The sequence below is a fragment of the Falsihalocynthiibacter arcticus genome (genome assembly GCF_000812665.2).
Lineage (GTDB): Bacteria > Pseudomonadota > Alphaproteobacteria > Rhodobacterales > Rhodobacteraceae > Falsihalocynthiibacter > Falsihalocynthiibacter arcticus.
The window spans coordinates 2,307,417-2,323,736 of sequence record NZ_CP014327.1 but is presented as its reverse complement, the minus strand read 5'-3'; the positions used below and the strand labels follow the sequence as shown (position 1 = coordinate 2,323,736).

The following is a 16,320-nucleotide window of genomic DNA, read 5'->3' as shown; positions in this document are numbered from 1 at the left end:
GTCGGACCAACAGCTCTGGTGCCCACCCACCTCCGCCAGAGCATTCTGCAAACTGGAGATAGAAATGATCCGTACCACCCTAAGCGCTGCTGCACTGGTTGCTGCCTCGTCGCAAATCGCATTGGCCCAAGAGACTGTCACTATTGAATTTGCATACCCGTATGCGTCTACTTTTGATGTGACGTTCGATGCCATTTTGCCAAAATTCAACGAACAACATCCTGACATCGACGTAAAGTTCCGCTCGGCTTACGAGCAATACGAGGACGGCACCAATACGATGCTGCGCGAGGCCGTCTCAAACAATTTGCCTGACGTCACCATGCAGGGCCTCAATCGCCAGCAAATCCTCGTGGAGAAAGGCATCGCCAAGTCCCTGACGCCTTTCATCAACGCCGAAGACAACTTCGAAACAGACGGCTACCACGCCGCGATGCTCAAGCTGTCGACATTTGACGGCGATGTCTATGGTCTGCCCTTCGCTGTGTCATTGCCCGTTGGCTACTACAACATGGACGCGCTGGCGACAGCTGGTGTGACCGAAACGCCAAAAACATGGGATGAAATGATTGGTGTTTGTAAGACATTGATCGAAAATGGCTCAAACAACCCTGTCTACTGGAACTGGGCGATCACCGGTAACTGGTTCCTGCAATCGCTGATGTGGACCCAGGGCAAACCGACCGTTGAAGACGGCCGCCTGACGCTTGATAGCCCTGAGGCACTCATTGCCCTCGAAACTATGAAGTCAATCGTTGACGCCTGTGAGATGAAAAACCTAACGCCAAGCCAAGCAGTGTCTTCTTTTGCTGCAGGCGAGTTGCCGATGTTCTTCACCTCGACATCCTCGGTGGGTCAGATCGAACGCACCAAAAGCGATTTCAACTTCGCCACAGCGGCCTTTCCTGGCCTCGACGGCGCACCACAAGGACTTCCTGCTGGCGGCAATGCCGCGATGCTAACCTCGACATCTGACGACCCCGAAGTTTTGGATGCGGCATGGGCATGGCTCACCTTTATTACGTCGGGCGAGGGTGCCGCTGAGGTGGCCAAGACAACCGGCTACATGCCTCCGAACCAAGCGGCCAATGATGTCATTTTGGCTGACTTCTACGACCAAAACCCCAACAAACGCACCGCTGTCGATCAACTGCCCCTGTTGAGAGATTGGCAGGCGTACCCAGGCGCGAATGGTTTGGCGATAACGCAAGTGATCTACGAAGGCCTTGAAATGATCGCTACTGGCGAGGCAGACGACATGGAAGAGCTGCAACAAGAACTGGTTGAACAAGTTAACGATCTCTTGCCTGCAAACTAATTCAACTTTTCGCTGAGCCCCCCAATGGGCTCGGCGTCTCGCTCAAAAAAGGTTCTAATTATGACGCATGCAATGAAATTCATTCACTTAACCGACACTCATGTTATCGGCGGCGACCGCCTCTTGTATGGAGCCAACCCTGCACGACGCCTTGCACGCGCAGTAGATAGCATTATTGCAGACCATGGAGATGCGGCGTTTGTTATTGTGACAGGGGACATGACCCACTGGGGGGATGCAGATGCCTATGCCGCGTTTGCGCATGAAATCCGTCGCCTCCCGATGTCTGTGCATCTGATGGTTGGGAACCACGACGACAGCGCCCCTTTCACGCAGACCTTCCCTGACGCCGCGCGTGATACAGCGGGCTTTGTGCAGTTCACTTTCAACACACCTCACCACCGGGCAATTTGCCTAGACACCAAAATGCCCGGCACGCACGCGGGCGGGTATTGCGAAACGCGTCTAGCGTGGCTCAAGCAGCAGCTTGAACAATCGCAAGAGCCGGTTCTGTTGTTCATGCATCACCCTCCGTTTGCCGTTGGGATCAAAGCGATGGATAATATCATGATGCAAGACGCCGAGGCGTTTCACGACGTCATCGCCCCTCATAAACACCGAATCCAACATCTGTTTTTCGGCCATGTGCATCGGGCAATATTTGGCAATTGGCGCGGCGTTTCGTTCTCGTGCATGCGCGGATTGAACCATCAGGTGGCACTGAACCTCAACCCAGAAACCACGAATGTCCCCGGCGACTTGGCCCAACCTGCCTACGGGGTGGTCTTACTGTCAGAAGACTTTGTCGTTGCGCACATGTGTGAATTCGCGGCCACATCGCCGCGTTTCTTGCTTGGCGCACCTGAAGGCGAGGACAACACGGCCTACCAATTGGACATGCGCCACGAAGGCTTCACAGACCTATGAAAAGGACTGCACTGCAACTGGTTGACGGGCACCAGCACGAAAGGCTGCGCGTGCAATCAGCGCGGCGGATTCTATGCGACATTGACGGATGCCTGATTTCAGGCTCCCGCGTTCTAACGGGGGCACATGAATTTGTAGACCATTTTTCGGACAAATTGGTGCTCGTTTCCAACAACTCCACAGATACGCGAAACAGCCTGCAAACGCGTTTGGAAACCCTAGGTTTACACCTGCGCCTCGATCAACTTTTCCTCGCAGGAGAGGAAACTTTAGCTTGGGCCCTAAAGCATTTCGGCCCCGGACCGATGTTCTTTCTGGCCAATTCTCGGATGCGTGCCGCAGCGGCTGAGAAAGGATTGGTTCATCGCATGGATAAGCCTCGAGCTGTGGTGATTTGCCGAGATACTGAGCTCACATTTGAACGGCTCGAGGCTGCGCTTTTGCACATTGCCAAAGGCTGCCCAGTCATTTTGGCCAATGGCGATATCACCCATCCCGGTGAAACCGGTCCAGCAATTGAAAGCGGTGCCCTGCTACACCTTTTGGAAACCTGCCACCCACCATCTCAGATCATCCGAATCGGCAAACCAGAACCGGGCTTATTGCTAAGAGCCTTGGGGAATGTGGATGCGCGCCAAGCCGTAATGATCGGAGACAATCCGCAAACCGACGAATTGGCCGCACGCATGGCTGGCATCCATCCCATCCTCGTCGGAAAAACAGCATATCGCTGGCTGAGTGACCTTTTGTGAAGGAATGAAGCCAGACACTTTGGAATAGAACATCTCTAGAGTAAAAAAACTGGCGGCTGTAATTGTGTGTCAAAAGACCGAATGGCCGCAATCTGAGGCAGCATAAACGTAAGTCAGACATAAATACTTTCCTTCAGATAACTATTTTCGAATAATAATGGTACCAAGGTAATCTATAGAGTCGTCGGAACCAAATTGTAGACCACTGGAAATGCTGTAGGCGTACCACTGAAGTGGTCCGGCTTTTTAGGACAGTTTTACAGCTTGGCTAAGATGCATCTGGTGTGCGTTCATGCCGCTTTTTGTTTCTCTGCGTGGCCGAAGTATGCGATGTCCGGAGTGCGCTTTCCACGTGCTCAACTGCGTTAGGTGGAGCTGCCGCTTGGCTGCAATCTCTTGCACCGTCTTGTCACCACGTAGCGTTTCAAGCGCCACAGCAGCCTTAAACTGGTCTGAAAAGTTCCGTCGTTTTGTCATTCTCGTATCCATTCGCTCGGGTTGGGTACATCTTAGCACGCTGTCCGAATTTGCCGGACCACTTCACATTGTGCTGCCCGGGCTAGAATCTGCGGTTAGCCGCGTTGAATATCAAGTTCCGGAATGGGCCGTTAGCGGCAATGACAGTGCCCTATGGCGCATCCTACTTCGCAGCTTTAGTTGAAGGCCCCTGACTATAGATCACCAACGTGCTTTGAGCATCGAGATTGTCAAAAACCCTTGTAACTGAGCTGTGAAGCTATCCTCTTGTGGGTCAACCAGTCTGGATGCCATCTCGCCAGTTGCCCTCAAGGGATGGACGACTGTTTCCAATACATTTTTACTTGCGACAATCGTGTCACTGCGTTGATGCTTGCCAAGAATGCAGAATTTACAGACTTCGGAAGTGTTGAGAAGCCGTAGTGTGGTCTCCAGCTTCAAACGCATTTCCCTCGCGTGCCGAGTCTGTATACGCCCGCTGGTGGTTTGTTTGGAAGATTGGATCGCCGCAATTAGGTGTAGAAATGATACGCTGCGGAAACAGAGTTCAAAGCTATTATTGTATGTTTATGCGGATTTATCTACTAGATGGTTCATCAGTATGTACCTGCACGTGCCTTAACTGATCTGAGGGTGGCACGCTAACGCATTGCCGCCTTCTTTCGTTTTCGGGATGAGATAGGGATGATGTTCTACTTTGGTGCAAAACGGTCTTGAAAAAAGAGCATTTAATGCACAATACTTATTTGATTATTTTGGTTGCGGGAGCTCGACTTGGACACTATTTCACGGGCATGAACAAAATTCGGATTAATCGATAATATACATGTGTGTTCAGTGACAGGATACGGACGGCCCTGAAGGGGGTTCTGCGCCTTGCATGCGGGAAACATTTTCCGGCCATCGAGGCATATGCAGCTTGCCGTTTAAAATTTCGACTTCCCCAGCTTCAGCGGCCTCAAACATTTCCCCCATAGCCTCAACCGCCTCGGTCAATTCTGCTTCACGATGCAGGAGTTCATTTTCTTTTTCGATAAGTCCTTTTTCCCTTTCGGTCTAGGCCTTTTGGTCCTCAAGTTTGGCCCGATGGAGAGATGCGCGTTCTTGCTCAAGCGCTTTGGCGGCGGCGGCCACCTCGACCTCATGAGACACCTCCCGCTCGGACAACGCGGCCTCAACTGATGCCAGCTCACAGGCCTGCGCCTCAAGTTCAGCTTCTCGCGCCGTCTGTTCTTTGCGTTGTTCTTCTAGCCGCACCGCGTCCTCTGCCATACGCTTGGCCTGCCGTTTCTCAGCCGCATATTCCTTTGTCGACTTACGCGCCAGACGCGGGCCAACACGCAGCAATCCAAAAGGTTTCCCTACGGCTTCATAATAGTCGTCCTGCATTTTTTTCATCGCAGTGGTATAGGCCTTCTGGATTGACGGGCCCCCACGCGCCTTACGTGCTTCTTTCAAATGCGCTTTATTCACAACCTCCCACTCGGACATGACCTCCGTGTTCCTAGCATCAATTACAGCGCCTTCCGCCCCCCAATCTGACACTGCATCCGCATGGCGGGCGTCATTCTTCTTCTGGGTGACACGGTTCTTAGACGGGCGCGGTTTCTTTGGCTTTCTCGGCCGGTTGGTCAACTTTGGTTTGGCAATGACGGGATTGCACCCGAAACACTTTCATCCCGATGCACTGCCGCTGCAACCTTCCCCGCATGCAACTTGTTCGCGTCCAATTTGCGGTCAGCCGTATTCATAGCCAGAATATGGACATGCACATGCCCTTCATCGAGGTGCAAATGTGGCCAGGAAACAAACTCCGTGCCGCGATCAAAAGTAATGGATCTGCGCGCGACAAGGGGCAGTTCTTTGATTGCCTTCATCCCTCTCATTGATTGCTGCGCAACCAACTGCCCGTCAATGATCAAGGCCAACTGTTGTAACTTGCATTGGATGGCTCCTTTCCTGAGCGGTTCATGACAACTGCAGTATGGCGTAAAACGACGCCGGTTGGAGCAAGAGCCATCCACCCCATCTGCAATGACGGGCCGCACCGCAGCATCCTGAGGTGGATGTGAACGGCGGCTTCGGGCCACGAACTACACAAATGGGTGAATAATCTGGCCTAATGTCTGCGCCATGCACGTTTCGTCAAAAAGGGCGGCGATCTCAACCGGTCGATGCAACACACTGTGCGAACTTCTCTGCTGGCGTTTGATATTGCAAGGTCTTGCGAGGCCGTTCGTTGAGTTGCCGTGCGATAGCGCCGATTTTTGCTTGGGAATGGACGGTCAGGTCGGTTCCACGAGAGTCGCGACATAACTGTTTTTTGAGCCCCCGATCAAGTCGCTCTCTATTAGCTGGCAGGTGATGCTTGCATCACCGAGAGGCCCAGTGCCCTGGAACAGCGTGATCTTCGACCGATGCAGGCCTTTCGCTGATGGACACAGCATGCTTAATCTGGCCATTTCCCTTGCGCTTCTGACGCGCGTGCTTGGATCGCCTGACTGTACGTCTGGCGCGCAAGTGCTCCAGACGTTCCTTCTTCAGGACGCCACGTGCCCGTATATAAAGGCTTCTGTAAATAGTTTCGTGTGACACCTGCTTATGCGCCTCTTCAGGAAATGCGCGTTTGAGCCAATCAGCAACTTGTTCTGGCGACCATTTACGCCGTAGCTTTGCCGATACTGCGTGGGCCAATGTCGGGTGGCAAGCCAACTTGCACATCTTGGGACGCAAAGCCCGATCCCACGCAGATTGCGCGGAACCTCTCGGCTGATCGTTGAAGGCGCACGCTCCAACTGACGCGCAATCGCGCGCAAGGACTGTTTGGTGCTGAGCCCACGGGATATCTCTTCGCGCTCCGAAAGGCTCAATGCAGACCTACCGCGTCTGCGGTCCGGTGGGCGTATCCCACCGGTTGGTGAGATCACGGAAAAGACGGAGGATGATTGGCGATCAAACACCCGTCCAATCGACCTCATCGACTCTCCACGTTGCCATCGATCCCAGATCTCGGCACGCTGTTCAGCTGAATAATAAATCCTGCGACGATACTTCATTCAAAACACTCCATCTCTTCCTAAAGATTAAAGTGTTGCGTCCACCAGTTGAGACCACCGCGGAAACAGGACTTTCGCCACAAAATACACAAAAGTCCGCTCTGGAGCGAAAAGCAATGCAAGCATTAAGAGTGAAATCGCACCAACCCAAGCGGCAACTATCCGGAATGCAGTTGGAACGCTGGGCCAAGTATATCTGTTTCTTACAAAGTCTGAGATGCCAAAGATAAAGAGCAGACCCAAGTTTGCACCTATGAATGCCCCGAGTGTTGTTATGGTCCTATCGCGCAATGGCCCCGGATCGGCAAGCGAAATGCTCCCCATCCAGATACCGCCGATAGCCGTAAATGCGATAGCAAGTGGCAAGAGATGCCCTGGGGCAAGTGCTGCGAGCGCACAGGCCGCGAAAGTAGTCGCGAACATTGCTAAATTCGATTCCCCGATCAAACTACTGACCAGCATTCCAACAATCATGGAAACCAAAAAAACACCCAGCGGCCAGCGCGCCCGCAGGGGAGGGAAGCTTCCGACCAATAGGCCAAGCCCTAGCATGAGAAGCGCCTGTGCCGGAGTAGAGAATGGATGCACTAACCCTGTATAGAATCCTTCAATTCCCGGAATGGGACTATGAGCGTAGGCAGGATATGGCGTAATCGTAAGCGCCACTCGGCCGAGCCATCTTGCAATCACAATCAGGCCAAACCAGTCAAAAACGCCACGCCGGCGAGTGAAATAAACCCACCCGCACTCCGAACGGCAACCCGACCGGCCGGCCATTTTGCGAGCAGGCCAAAAGCAATGCCGATCAGGTGAAGCAAGCCCGTGGCAAGGACGAATCCTACTGCGAAGGCAAAGGCGTTGGCAGATTCCGGCAATTCAGTCCCGTGCGCATAGCCATGGAATATGGCAAATAATCCGACAAGAATTGCTGAAATCCAGATGGGGGGCTTCACGGCAAACGCGATCATTAGGCCCAACACGACGGCCGATAGGGCGATTCCAACTTCAACAGCAGGGATTGGGATTCCGAGAATTCCCACCACCGCTCCAAGTGCCATGATGAGAGGAAAAACAACGGGAAGTATCCAAATGGCGGGCGTTCCAAGAAATGCTCCCCAGAGTCCAACGGCAACCATTGCGGCAACGTGATCCCAGCCGAGCACAGGATGCGCAAAACCACTAATGAAACCTCCGCCATATCCCTCCCCTGTATGAGCTATGGACGGCTCCGCAAAGGTGATTGTTGATACCGCGAGTAAAATAAAAAATAGAACTTTCCAGATGTTTGTCATGGGTTTTCCTTAAGAACTTACAATTTCTCAAAAACAGGCCCACGAATGAAACTGTCGAATTAAATTTTAGTTTAGCGAGCCAATTTGCCCAAATATTGCGTTGCGCGCAAGCGGTCCAGTGCAGTTTTTCGGACTTCATTTGCATTCGTGGATTTATGGTTCTTGCTGCCGTGCGGAAGACGGCTGTGAGCCCGCTTCGCAGATCTGATTTCTATCAATTTTGGCGAACAATATCTAAAACGCGTCGCTTCTTAATAGCGCGCGTCACCATCGCTATTAGCGATACGGCTCAATCTTGTCCGCCGACAATGCGTACCCGATTTCTGCAAGATGCGTGCTCAAGGATGACACACCAAACATGCCAATGACATTAACTGGTTCGAACAAGTCACTGCTCTCATAAGGTGTCGGTGTCGTGACAAAGACAAGTTGGTTTGCTGGCGGCGGCGGGACGTGGACGCAGGCACCCACGTAAGGCACCAAGATAAATGCAGTAACGCCCGTACCCGTATAATCTATAGGGACGATGAATCCCGGGAGGCGGACAATTTGGCCATTCCACTCGGTTCTAACGCCGTTTGACTCAGGCTGTTTGCTTGTTAGCGGCGCCCTTTCGTCATGGGCCCGCGAGCTGAGCAACGCGCTTGGGATGGTTGGTTGATCTTCTGGCAGCAAGTCTTCCCAATCAAGGTCGATGTACTCCTCAGCGCTTGCCATACTGGGTACAAGTGTTGCCGCAGCCATGCCTGCGAGAAGCGCACGGCGCTGCAAATGACGGTTCACCATTCGTAGACTTCCATATCATCGGCCTCGATGGAATATCCTGTCTGGCCAAGGCTTGTGGATTGCAATTGCGTACTCATCGTGCCCGTGACCCAGACAGGATCCCAAAGTTGATCTCCCGGCCATGGCTGTGCGGTGTCGACCATCACAAGCTGGTTTGCGGGGGAGGTGGTGTGTGGATGCATGCGCCGAGGTAGGGCACGAGCATGAAATTGGTCACACCTTCCGCGCTCGTTTCAAAGGGAATGATGAACCCCGGCATCTTGATATAAGCCCCGTTAAGCTCTTCGTTCAGTTTGATCGCATTGGCATCGTAGATTGGATTCCAGACGTCGTTTTCCTCGTCCATTTCGCCCATCTCAACGATTTCTGGATACGGCAGCCCTGGCGGAAGAAGGTCTTCCCACGTGATTTCCCGTGGTGTTGCCGCAAATGCTATCTTGGGTGTAGCGGCCGCACCCGACAGTAGCATCAGAGTTTTTCTGCGATTCAACACTGTATCCACCTCATTCTGAGCATCACGTGTTTACCATCATACCATCAGCTACAGACATCCTGTAAGCCCGTAATGCTGGCACGAGGCTCACGATTGCGCCAGCACAAATCACTCCAATGATAACCCAAAATTCCTGCATCGTGGGCGCATCAATCGGCAGCCAAAGGCCAAAGGCGCTGTCGAGGATCGGCTGTGTGATGATCAACCCAACATACAAAAGCACCAGCCCAAGCAATGCACCAACCGCCGCCATCACCATGGCCTCCAAGACAAGCATGCTCAGAATGGTGAAAGGCCGCGCGCCCATGGCCCGAAAAATCGCCATCTCGCGGCGGCGTTCGTTCAGGCTGGAAAAAATGGTGGCCATCATGCCGATGAGGGCCGTGACAACCACCATTGCGGACACCGCGAGGAGCGCCGTTTCCGCAATGCCAACAATACCCCAGAGTTCTTGCAAGGCAACGCCAGGCAATATCGCGAGGAGAGGCTCTTCCTTGTATTCATTAATGGCGCGTTGCAAAGCAAAGGTCTGTAGGGGGCTTTCGACGCCGACAAGGGCGGCAGTTATCGCCGTGGGCGTGAGTTCCATTTCGCGGATCACATCCGCTGGTGTCGACTTGCCGGGGGCCTGTGCGCCGCTTTGCCAATCCACATGGATCGCCTCAATCGCTTCCATACTGACGATGACGGTGCGGTCAACGGGCGTGCCCGTCTTTTCCAAAATACCCGACACGCGGAACGGCTGATCCTTATGTTCGGTGAAGGACGCGAGGCCGTGGGCGACGATAATCGGATCACCAACGTGATATCCCAGTGTGGCAGCAACGTCGGTACCGATTACCGCATCAAACAGGTCATCCATGATGGCGCCGTCGGACACCGCCAATGATCTGCCTTGGCGATATTTGTAATGTTCGAAAAAGGCCTGGGTCGTGCCCATCACGCGAAACTGGCGATGGCTGTCTCCCAGTGAAATCGGCACAATCCAGTCAACATCTGGTCGCGCCGCGATGTCCTGATAACTTTCCCATGTCACGTTGTTGGTCGCATTGCCGATACGAAAAACGGAATAAAGGAGCAATTGCACAGACCCTGAGCGTGCTCCGACAATTAAATCGGTGCCGGATATTGTGTCGGAAAAGCTGGCCTTGGCCCCCGTCCGCACCTTTTCGACACCAAGAAATAGCGCCACCGATAAGGCGATGGCAAGGATGGTCATGGCGACGGTCAGCGCACGTGCGAAGAGCGAGGCAATAGCAAGGCGCAAGATCATGCCGCCACCCTTTCGATCTGCGCGATGTCTTCCATGCGGATCACCCGATCAAAGCGTTCGCCCAGACGCGGATCATGGCTGACCATCAGGAGCGACGTGTTGTGCGTTGTCGTTTGTTCAAACAGCAGGTCAAGAAAGGCGATCTGACTATTTGCGTCGAGGGCCGAGGTGGGTTCATCCGCGATGATCAGCGGCGGTTGCCCAATCAAGGCACGTGCAACTGCCACGCGTTGTTGTTGGCCAACACTTAGCGCGGCGGCTTTCGCACTGGTAACGCCGGCAGGCAAACCAAGCGCAGAACACAGATGTGAAGCCTCGGCCGTCGCGTTACCAGCACGCTTGCGTCGCGCGGGAGCGAAACGGAGCGGGAGCAGAATGTTGTCCATCACACACCCAAAAGGCAGCAAATTAAACTGCTGGAAAATCACACCAATTTGTTCGGCCCGGACTTTATCGCGCGCCCCGCCAGATAATGTGGTGATGTCCGTCCCCGCAATATCAACCTTGCCACGCTCCGGCAGAATTGTGCCACAGATCAACGACAAAAACGTTGATTTTCCAGACCCACTCTCGCCGAGCAGCAACACAGACTCGCCCACCGCGACCGCGACGTGCGGGACCGTTAGAGAAAACCCTGCGCGCCCGGGCCAGCGATAGGCAACGTCAGTGATTTCGAGTATCGGGTCAACTTCTTGCATTCAACGCCCCAAATCCAAAACGGGTACGTCACGTTCTACTTCGAATGCTTGCGCACCGGATGCGGTGATTATCTGCACCTCAACTTCTTGTGCATTTGGGAAGGCTCCAAAATAGGCGAAAGTGATCTCGGTCAACGCATCAGGACTTTCGCAGTTCAGCGCATATTCTGCATGGAATTCTGTGTGTCCCGCTTCGTTAGCATGGTTTGCGTGATCTTCATGGGCCTCATCCTGGTGATGCTCTTCTGCATGATCTTCATGCTCCTCGTCGGCGTGATCATCTTGATGCTCGTCACCGTGCTCCCCATGCCCGTCTTCACTTTCGAGTTCAGCAAGCGCCTCGACAACAGTGCAACCTGCCGCTGCGCTCATAACGAACAAATTAAGAGGTGAAGCGAGTGTAGCTACTGCCGCATCAATCGCGGATTGATCGGCATCACTTGTCGCCGCATACTCGAACCCAACAATATCAGCACCGGGCGCTTCGAACGCCATCGCGACGGTCGTGCCTTCTATCGCGATATTAAGCGTCCCGACGCCATGTTCATGGGCGTCAAGTTGGCGTGCGTCCTCTGCAAAGACAGGGAAAGCAGCGACAAGTGCAATAAGGGGGAATGCTTGTTTCATGATACTTCCATTATGGTTTGGTAAAAATGGATCAGGCTGCGCAGGTGCCGCACAGCCCGTGAATTTCAACGATGTGCCGCACCGCATGGAAGGCGTTTTGATCGGTCAATGCTGTGAGTTTCGGCAGCAGATCGCTCCCGTCATGTTCATCAACTGACCCGCAGTCTTCGCAGATAGCCAAGACAGGCAAACTTTCGACGTGGCTACAGCGACATGGCACAAAGGCCTTGATGGATTCGAGACGGTGCGCGCGTCCTTGATCAGTCAAAGCCGAGAGCGTGCGATAGACCGTAGGCGGCGCAATATCCGGCTCACTGACCTGAAGTCGTTCAAGGATTTGGTACGCAGTCATCGGTCTGTCGCATTCTTTCAACACACTCAAAACATCCGTTTGTCGGGCCGCCGCGCGCTTTCTCATTTACTGAACTCCTTCTTTTAGGAATTTATTATTTTATAAAGTAACAAATCTCAAGACATGAATCCTGAAATCGCGTGAGTTGGACGCGCAGCTCTTGGAACTGTTCGTCAGAGTTGTCCAAGAAGTATGGAGTTCATCCGACCCAAATAGGCACGTGGAAGCGTGCAGCTATAGAAAATATGACGCCGGCGATTACGAGCCGAGGTGCTACCCCAGAATAGGTGAGCGCGGCTGAAGTCGACATCACAAAGTTGGTAAAATATACGGGGGACCGTCTTCGCGCCCTTGATGAACGACAAGCGGCGTGGAGTATGTTTCTGTTAGAATTGCATCCGTCATCACCGTTTTGGGCGCGCCCTTTGCAACGACTTCCCCATCCCGCATCATCCACATTTGATCGGCAATCATCGCCGTCAAATTAAGGTCATGCATCACCATAATGACGCCGCCACCGCGTTCGGCATACCCTTTAGCAAGCGCCATGATTTCAAGTTGATGGCCAATATCAAGACTCGAAACGGGTTCGTCCAAAAACAACCAGGACGGAATGCCGTCCAGCTTTGGCTCCCAAACTTGGGCCAAAACCCGCGCCAGCTGCACACGTTGCTGCTCGCCCCCCGATAGTTCGGAATAATTTCGATGCTGAAAGCTCTCAAGCCCCACCAAGGAGAGGGCCTGAAAGGCGATCGTATCTTGCGCCGCGTAAATTCCCGCTTGTAAGCCAAGACGAACAATTTCCAACACGGTAAATGGAAACGCAACCTGTGTGGACTGCGGCAAAACCCCCCGCATTTTCGCGAGTTGATATCCGTTCAGCGTGCGAAGGTTTTGGCCGTTAATTCGTATCTCACCGGTTGACGGAATTTCTTCGGTAAGGGCCTTCAAAAGTGTGGATTTTCCAGAACCATTTGGCCCAACGATGGCAGTGATCCCGCCAGAAGCCGCATGAAAATAAATGTTTTTCAAGATGGATTTACGCCCATATCCGGCGCTTACATTTTGTGCCTGTAACATTATAATCCAACCATGCCTTTCTGGCGAAAGAGTATCCATAAGAAGACCGGCCCACCTAGAATAGCGGTTATAATACCAATGGGTAATTCCGCTGGTGCAATCACTGTTCGGCTGATCATATCCGCCGCCACGAGGAAGCTCGCCCCCAGAAGTGCGGCATTTGGCAGGAGCAAGCGATGGTCCGGTCCTGTGGAAATGCGCAACAGATGCGGCACGACAATACCGATAAATCCGATACCCCCAGACACGGCAACCGCCGCGCCCGTGCCTGCGGCGACCAGCATAATCGCCCCGTTTTTGAGCCGTTGCACCGGCACACCCATATGCGACGCCGCCGCTTCCCCAAGGGCCAAGCTATTTAGGCCACGCCCAAGTTTTAAGGACAGCGCTATGGACAGAAACATGAGGGGACACGCGACCAAAGCCTTTGACCAAGTCGCCCCCGCCAATGATCCCATCCCCCAAAATGTAAGATCCCGCAGTTGGCCGTCATCGGCCATATAAACCAACACGCCAGAGATCGCGCCGGCGAGCGCGCCCAGAGCAATGCCCGCCAAGAGCATCATAGCAACTGAGGTTCGCCCGCCTTGTGTCGCGACTTTGTATAACAACAGAGTCGTGGCCCATCCACCAAGAAACGCCGCGATGGGCACAAGATAGTATCCCACGATTTCGCGCAGGACCAAGGGTAACATCCCGCCCAGAACAATGGCCAAAATCGCACCGAGGGCCGCGCCACTTCCAACACCGACCAAACCAGGGTCGGCGAGAGGATTGCGAAACAACCCCTGCATGACAACACCCGAAACCGCCAAAGATGCCCCGACACTGATCGCCATAATCATGCGCGGCAACCGAATATCGCGTAGAATTACGGTGTCGACCGTTGACAGAGGTTTGCCCGTCACAAGGTCAATCAAGCTGGAAATAAACGGCGTTCCTGCGGCCCCATACCCTAAGCTAAAGATCGACAATACAATGAGCAGGATAAAGAGAACAAAAGTCACAAACCGCGCGCGGGCCTGTCGATCGACACCCCATTTCACGCGCTCAGGCAGGCTTAGGATGAAGGTCATTTTTCAGGTCCATAAAGCGCATGCGATAACTCTGTCGCCGCTTGGGCCGTGCGTGGCCCAAAGCCCAACAAGTACAAGCCATCCATACGGATCACCTGTTGATTTGCCGCAGCAGGCGTCAAAGAGAGGGCGGGCATTGCAAAGAGCTTTTCATCAGAGAGCGCATGATCGCCACCTCGATCCATCATCAGGATGATGTCGGGTGCGGCGGCCAAAAGGGCTTCATCGGTCACCGGCTTGTACCCTTCAAACGAGGAAATCGCGTTCACCCCGCCCGCCATTTCAATAATCGCCGAAGCGGATGAGTTAGCACCCGCCGCCATAATTCGTCCGCCTTGCGTACTCAGAATGAACAGAACTTTTTTACGGTCCTCCAGCGGAATTCCCGCTGCGACTTTTGCGATGCGCTCTAAATCCTCTCCGACAGATTGCGCAAGCGCCTCTGCCTCCGCTTCCTTATGAAGAGCCTCCCCAACGGCGAGGATTTTTTGGACGACTCCGCCACTATCGAGGCCGTTGGGAATGATGACAAACCCAATTTCGGCAGCCTTCATCACCTCAATCATTTCTGGAGGCCCAGACCCCTCCTCTGCCAAAATAAGGTCGGGTCTCACCGACAGAAGGCCCTCAGGAGATAGGGCGCGCATGTAGCCAACATCGGGGAGTTCGGTCGCAGGCTCTGGAAAACTTGAAGTCGTATCGCGCGCGATCAACATATCTTCGGCCCCAAGAGCATAGATTATTTCGGTGACCGCGCCACCAACGGAAACCAAACGAGGGGCGTCTAATTCATGCGCGTTCGCCCCACCCGCCGCCGCAAAAATTACCGTAGCACAACTGATTTTAAGCGTTTTCAACAATTCAGAGCGCCTCATTCTGCTGGTTCCATCACGTCTGCTTCGGGGAGACTTTCGAGGATGCTGCGCCAAACATCTCTATTGTCACGGCCTTCTTTTGCGAGGGGGAATACTTGGAAAACCAAACTGCCTTCCGCATCAAACGCTTCGAATGAACGTGCGGGTCCGCGTTGGGTTGGTTTCTCGACCGCCCAAACCTCGGCAACATGGTCGGCACGGAGGTGCAGGTTAAATCGTGGGTCCATCACATTTTCCCATTGCCCCATAGTCACCAGCTTTTCAATCGGTCCAGAATGAATTTGGATGCACCCTCGATTGCCAACAAAAACCATTACTTCGGCTCCTGACGTTTGAACCTGTGTCAGCATGTCTTGAACGGAGGAAGGCGCAAGCGCACGGGCATACGGCTTGCCCGCAATTCTATATGCACCCAATCGGTTCATTTTAAGCTTTGCGGTCAGGCGCATAAATTGATGGGTATCCGTCATCAGATCCCATTCCTTCAGCAAAATATCGCGTTTTTCTGGATTAGTTTTAGCGGGCTCAGCAACGAGGCGGTCGGTCACTTCCAAAGTTTGTGAGACTTCCCCTGTCGCCAAGGCGGTGACAGCCGCATCCCACCCTTGGATATCTGACTCGGCGCGGAGGTGGATTTTGTGGATGGAATCTCCCGCGGCGTCAAACACCTGCAAGCTGCGTTTTGTGCCGGCCTCGGATTCCTTTTCTACGGCAAAAGCATGCATCCAATGCGAGCGGAAAATCCGGAGATCAATTTCATCCGCGAGGATCATCGATGCATGGGCACCGGAATGATAATTGCCGTATGCACCGACCCGTTCGTGTACACACCATTCATTGCGCGTAAGGGCCATGACCTCCCCGAAGCTCGGAACTTGGGTCATAATCATGTCGGGATTTGCATTGATCCGCGTGACGCCTGCGCCAGTCTGGGCGGCCAAAATCTGTGCTTCACTGATTCCTAGGTTTTTCGCCAAATCGCGTGCGCGGAGTTTGTTGTGTTCTGTCAATGCGTCGCGAATCTCATCGGGTCGCAATACGTTAGGCTGAGCCATGCGTGGTATCCTTGATCTAAAATGTTAGGAAAATGGCTAAGTTCAGACCTCAAAAGGCCCACCCTGGCTGTAGGAGTTTTATTGCTCCATTAATTCTTGACAGTTTTAGTATGATTTACTATGCACACTCAAGTGAGAAATGAAAACTTCACAAAATTTATTACGTCGCGCCAGCCCTGATGC

17 protein-coding genes and 3 pseudogenes are annotated in these 16,320 nt (G+C 53.3%); 3 read left to right on the top strand and 17 right to left on the bottom strand.

Translation table 11 applies throughout. The features are described from left to right. Positions 1-67: 67 nt before the first annotated feature. The 3 genes from RC74_RS11560 to RC74_RS11550 are packed head-to-tail and all read left to right on the top strand — an operon-like array spanning position 68 to position 2,997. The gene (locus tag RC74_RS11560; RefSeq protein WP_039002783.1) at positions 68-1,318 is read left to right on the top strand and encodes an extracellular solute-binding protein; all 1,251 of its coding nucleotides are present in this window, start codon (positions 68-70) and stop codon (positions 1,316-1,318) included. Positions 1,319-1,378: 60 nt separating this feature from the next. Beyond that, the gene (locus RC74_RS11555) at positions 1,379-2,245 is read left to right on the top strand and encodes a phosphodiesterase (protein WP_236939914.1); all 867 of its coding nucleotides are present in this window, start codon (positions 1,379-1,381) and stop codon (positions 2,243-2,245) included. Next, the gene (locus tag RC74_RS11550) at positions 2,242-2,997 is read left to right on the top strand and encodes an HAD-IIA family hydrolase (RefSeq protein ID WP_052274895.1); all 756 of its coding nucleotides are present in this window, start codon (positions 2,242-2,244) and stop codon (positions 2,995-2,997) included. Before RC74_RS11555 ends, RC74_RS11550 begins: the two co-directional genes overlap by 4 nt. Positions 2,998-3,243: 246 nt before the next feature. Here the strand turns inward: RC74_RS11550 and RC74_RS23755 are convergent, their stop codons facing one another. The 17 genes and pseudogenes from RC74_RS23755 to RC74_RS11470 form a co-directional block, all read right to left on the bottom strand. Beyond that, entirely contained in the window at positions 3,244-3,474 is a 231-nt protein-coding gene (locus RC74_RS23755) for a transposase (RefSeq protein WP_169798734.1), read from the bottom strand. A 201-nt stretch (positions 3,475-3,675) separates the two neighbouring features. Next, positions 3,676-3,921, bottom strand: coding sequence for a hypothetical protein (locus RC74_RS11540; protein WP_062628228.1), 246 nt, complete (start codon positions 3,919-3,921; stop codon positions 3,676-3,678). A 609-nt stretch (positions 3,922-4,530) separates the two neighbouring features. Then, positions 4,531-5,019 (bottom strand): plasmid recombination protein, encoded by a 489-nt coding sequence (locus RC74_RS11535; RefSeq protein ID WP_156477456.1) that lies wholly within the window; start codon positions 5,017-5,019, stop codon positions 4,531-4,533. 230 nt (positions 5,020-5,249) lie between these two features. Further along, a pseudogene (locus RC74_RS23865) lies at positions 5,250-5,351 on the bottom strand (IS30 family transposase); the annotation flags it as partial. 286 nt (positions 5,352-5,637) lie between these two features. Continuing rightward, positions 5,638-6,530, bottom strand: a pseudogene (locus RC74_RS21735) (transposase). 27 nt (positions 6,531-6,557) lie between these two features. After that, the gene (locus tag RC74_RS11525) at positions 6,558-7,196 is read right to left on the bottom strand and encodes a HupE/UreJ family protein (RefSeq protein ID WP_169798733.1); all 639 of its coding nucleotides are present in this window, start codon (positions 7,194-7,196) and stop codon (positions 6,558-6,560) included. A 26-nt stretch (positions 7,197-7,222) separates the two neighbouring features. Beyond that, entirely contained in the window at positions 7,223-7,822 is a 600-nt protein-coding gene (locus RC74_RS11520; RefSeq protein ID WP_039004086.1) for a HupE/UreJ family protein, read from the bottom strand. Between the two features lie 276 nt (positions 7,823-8,098). Then, positions 8,099-8,608, bottom strand: a complete 510-nt coding sequence (locus tag RC74_RS11515; protein ID WP_062628227.1) for a DUF3299 domain-containing protein — start codon at positions 8,606-8,608, stop codon at positions 8,099-8,101. Further along, a pseudogene (locus RC74_RS11510) lies at positions 8,602-8,954 on the bottom strand (DUF3299 domain-containing protein). Before RC74_RS11510 ends, RC74_RS11515 begins: the two are co-directional and overlap by 7 nt. Positions 8,955-9,123: 169 nt before the next feature. Continuing rightward, positions 9,124-10,374, bottom strand: a complete 1,251-nt coding sequence (locus RC74_RS11505; RefSeq protein ID WP_062628226.1) for an ABC transporter permease — start codon at positions 10,372-10,374, stop codon at positions 9,124-9,126. Then, a complete protein-coding gene (locus RC74_RS11500) occupies positions 10,371-11,072 on the bottom strand; it encodes an ABC transporter ATP-binding protein (RefSeq protein ID WP_062628225.1) in 702 nt (233 codons plus the stop codon). The genes RC74_RS11505 and RC74_RS11500 overlap by 4 nt, the downstream gene beginning before the upstream one ends. After that, positions 11,073-11,699 (bottom strand): zinc uptake protein ZrgA, encoded by a 627-nt coding sequence (zrgA, locus tag RC74_RS11495; protein ID WP_062628224.1) that lies wholly within the window; start codon positions 11,697-11,699, stop codon positions 11,073-11,075. It lies immediately after the preceding gene. 31 nt (positions 11,700-11,730) lie between these two features. Next, positions 11,731-12,117, bottom strand: a complete 387-nt coding sequence (locus RC74_RS11490) for a Fur family transcriptional regulator (protein WP_039000231.1) — start codon at positions 12,115-12,117, stop codon at positions 11,731-11,733. 243 nt (positions 12,118-12,360) lie between these two features. Then, positions 12,361-13,131 carry a heme ABC transporter ATP-binding protein gene (locus tag RC74_RS11485; protein ID WP_038999907.1) on the bottom strand — a complete coding sequence of 257 codons (771 nt, stop codon included), beginning with the start codon at positions 13,129-13,131 and terminating at the stop codon, positions 12,361-12,363. Then, a complete protein-coding gene (locus RC74_RS11480) occupies positions 13,131-14,207 on the bottom strand; it encodes a FecCD family ABC transporter permease (protein WP_052274545.1) in 1,077 nt (358 codons plus the stop codon). The genes RC74_RS11485 and RC74_RS11480 overlap by 1 nt, the downstream gene beginning before the upstream one ends. Continuing rightward, complete coding sequence (locus RC74_RS11475) at positions 14,204-15,082, bottom strand: heme/hemin ABC transporter substrate-binding protein (protein ID WP_038999908.1); 879 nt, start codon at positions 15,080-15,082, stop codon at positions 14,204-14,206. Before RC74_RS11475 ends, RC74_RS11480 begins: the two co-directional genes overlap by 4 nt. Then, positions 15,079-16,137, bottom strand: coding sequence for a hemin-degrading factor (locus RC74_RS11470; RefSeq protein WP_038999909.1), 1,059 nt, complete (start codon positions 16,135-16,137; stop codon positions 15,079-15,081). Before RC74_RS11470 ends, RC74_RS11475 begins: the two co-directional genes overlap by 4 nt. Positions 16,138-16,320 lie beyond the last annotated feature (183 nt).

Coding starts and splice junctions, on each gene's coding strand:
- RC74_RS23755 (WP_169798734.1), bottom strand. CDS start 3,474: ATGACAAAACGACGGAACTTTTCAGACCAGTTTAAGGCTGCTGTGGCG.
- RC74_RS11500 (WP_062628225.1), bottom strand. CDS start 11,072: ATGCAAGAAGTTGACCCGATACTCGAAATCACTGACGTTGCCTATCGC.
- RC74_RS11515 (WP_062628227.1), bottom strand. CDS start 8,608: ATGGTGAACCGTCATTTGCAGCGCCGTGCGCTTCTCGCAGGCATGGCT.
- RC74_RS11490 (WP_039000231.1), bottom strand. CDS start 12,117: ATGAGAAAGCGCGCGGCGGCCCGACAAACGGATGTTTTGAGTGTGTTG.
- RC74_RS11480 (WP_052274545.1), bottom strand. CDS start 14,207: ATGACCTTCATCCTAAGCCTGCCTGAGCGCGTGAAATGGGGTGTCGAT.
- RC74_RS11485 (WP_038999907.1), bottom strand. CDS start 13,131: ATGTTACAGGCACAAAATGTAAGCGCCGGATATGGGCGTAAATCCATC.
- RC74_RS11540 (WP_062628228.1), bottom strand. CDS start 3,921: ATGCGTTTGAAGCTGGAGACCACACTACGGCTTCTCAACACTTCCGAA.
- RC74_RS11475 (WP_038999908.1), bottom strand. CDS start 15,082: ATGAGGCGCTCTGAATTGTTGAAAACGCTTAAAATCAGTTGTGCTACG.
- RC74_RS11505 (WP_062628226.1), bottom strand. CDS start 10,374: ATGATCTTGCGCCTTGCTATTGCCTCGCTCTTCGCACGTGCGCTGACC.
- RC74_RS11520 (WP_039004086.1), bottom strand. CDS start 7,822: ATGACAAACATCTGGAAAGTTCTATTTTTTATTTTACTCGCGGTATCA.
- RC74_RS11555 (WP_236939914.1), top strand. CDS start 1,379: ATGACGCATGCAATGAAATTCATTCACTTAACCGACACTCATGTTATC.
- RC74_RS11470 (WP_038999909.1), bottom strand. CDS start 16,137: ATGGCTCAGCCTAACGTATTGCGACCCGATGAGATTCGCGACGCATTG.
- RC74_RS11550 (WP_052274895.1), top strand. CDS start 2,242: ATGAAAAGGACTGCACTGCAACTGGTTGACGGGCACCAGCACGAAAGG.
- zrgA (WP_062628224.1), bottom strand. CDS start 11,699: ATGAAACAAGCATTCCCCCTTATTGCACTTGTCGCTGCTTTCCCTGTC.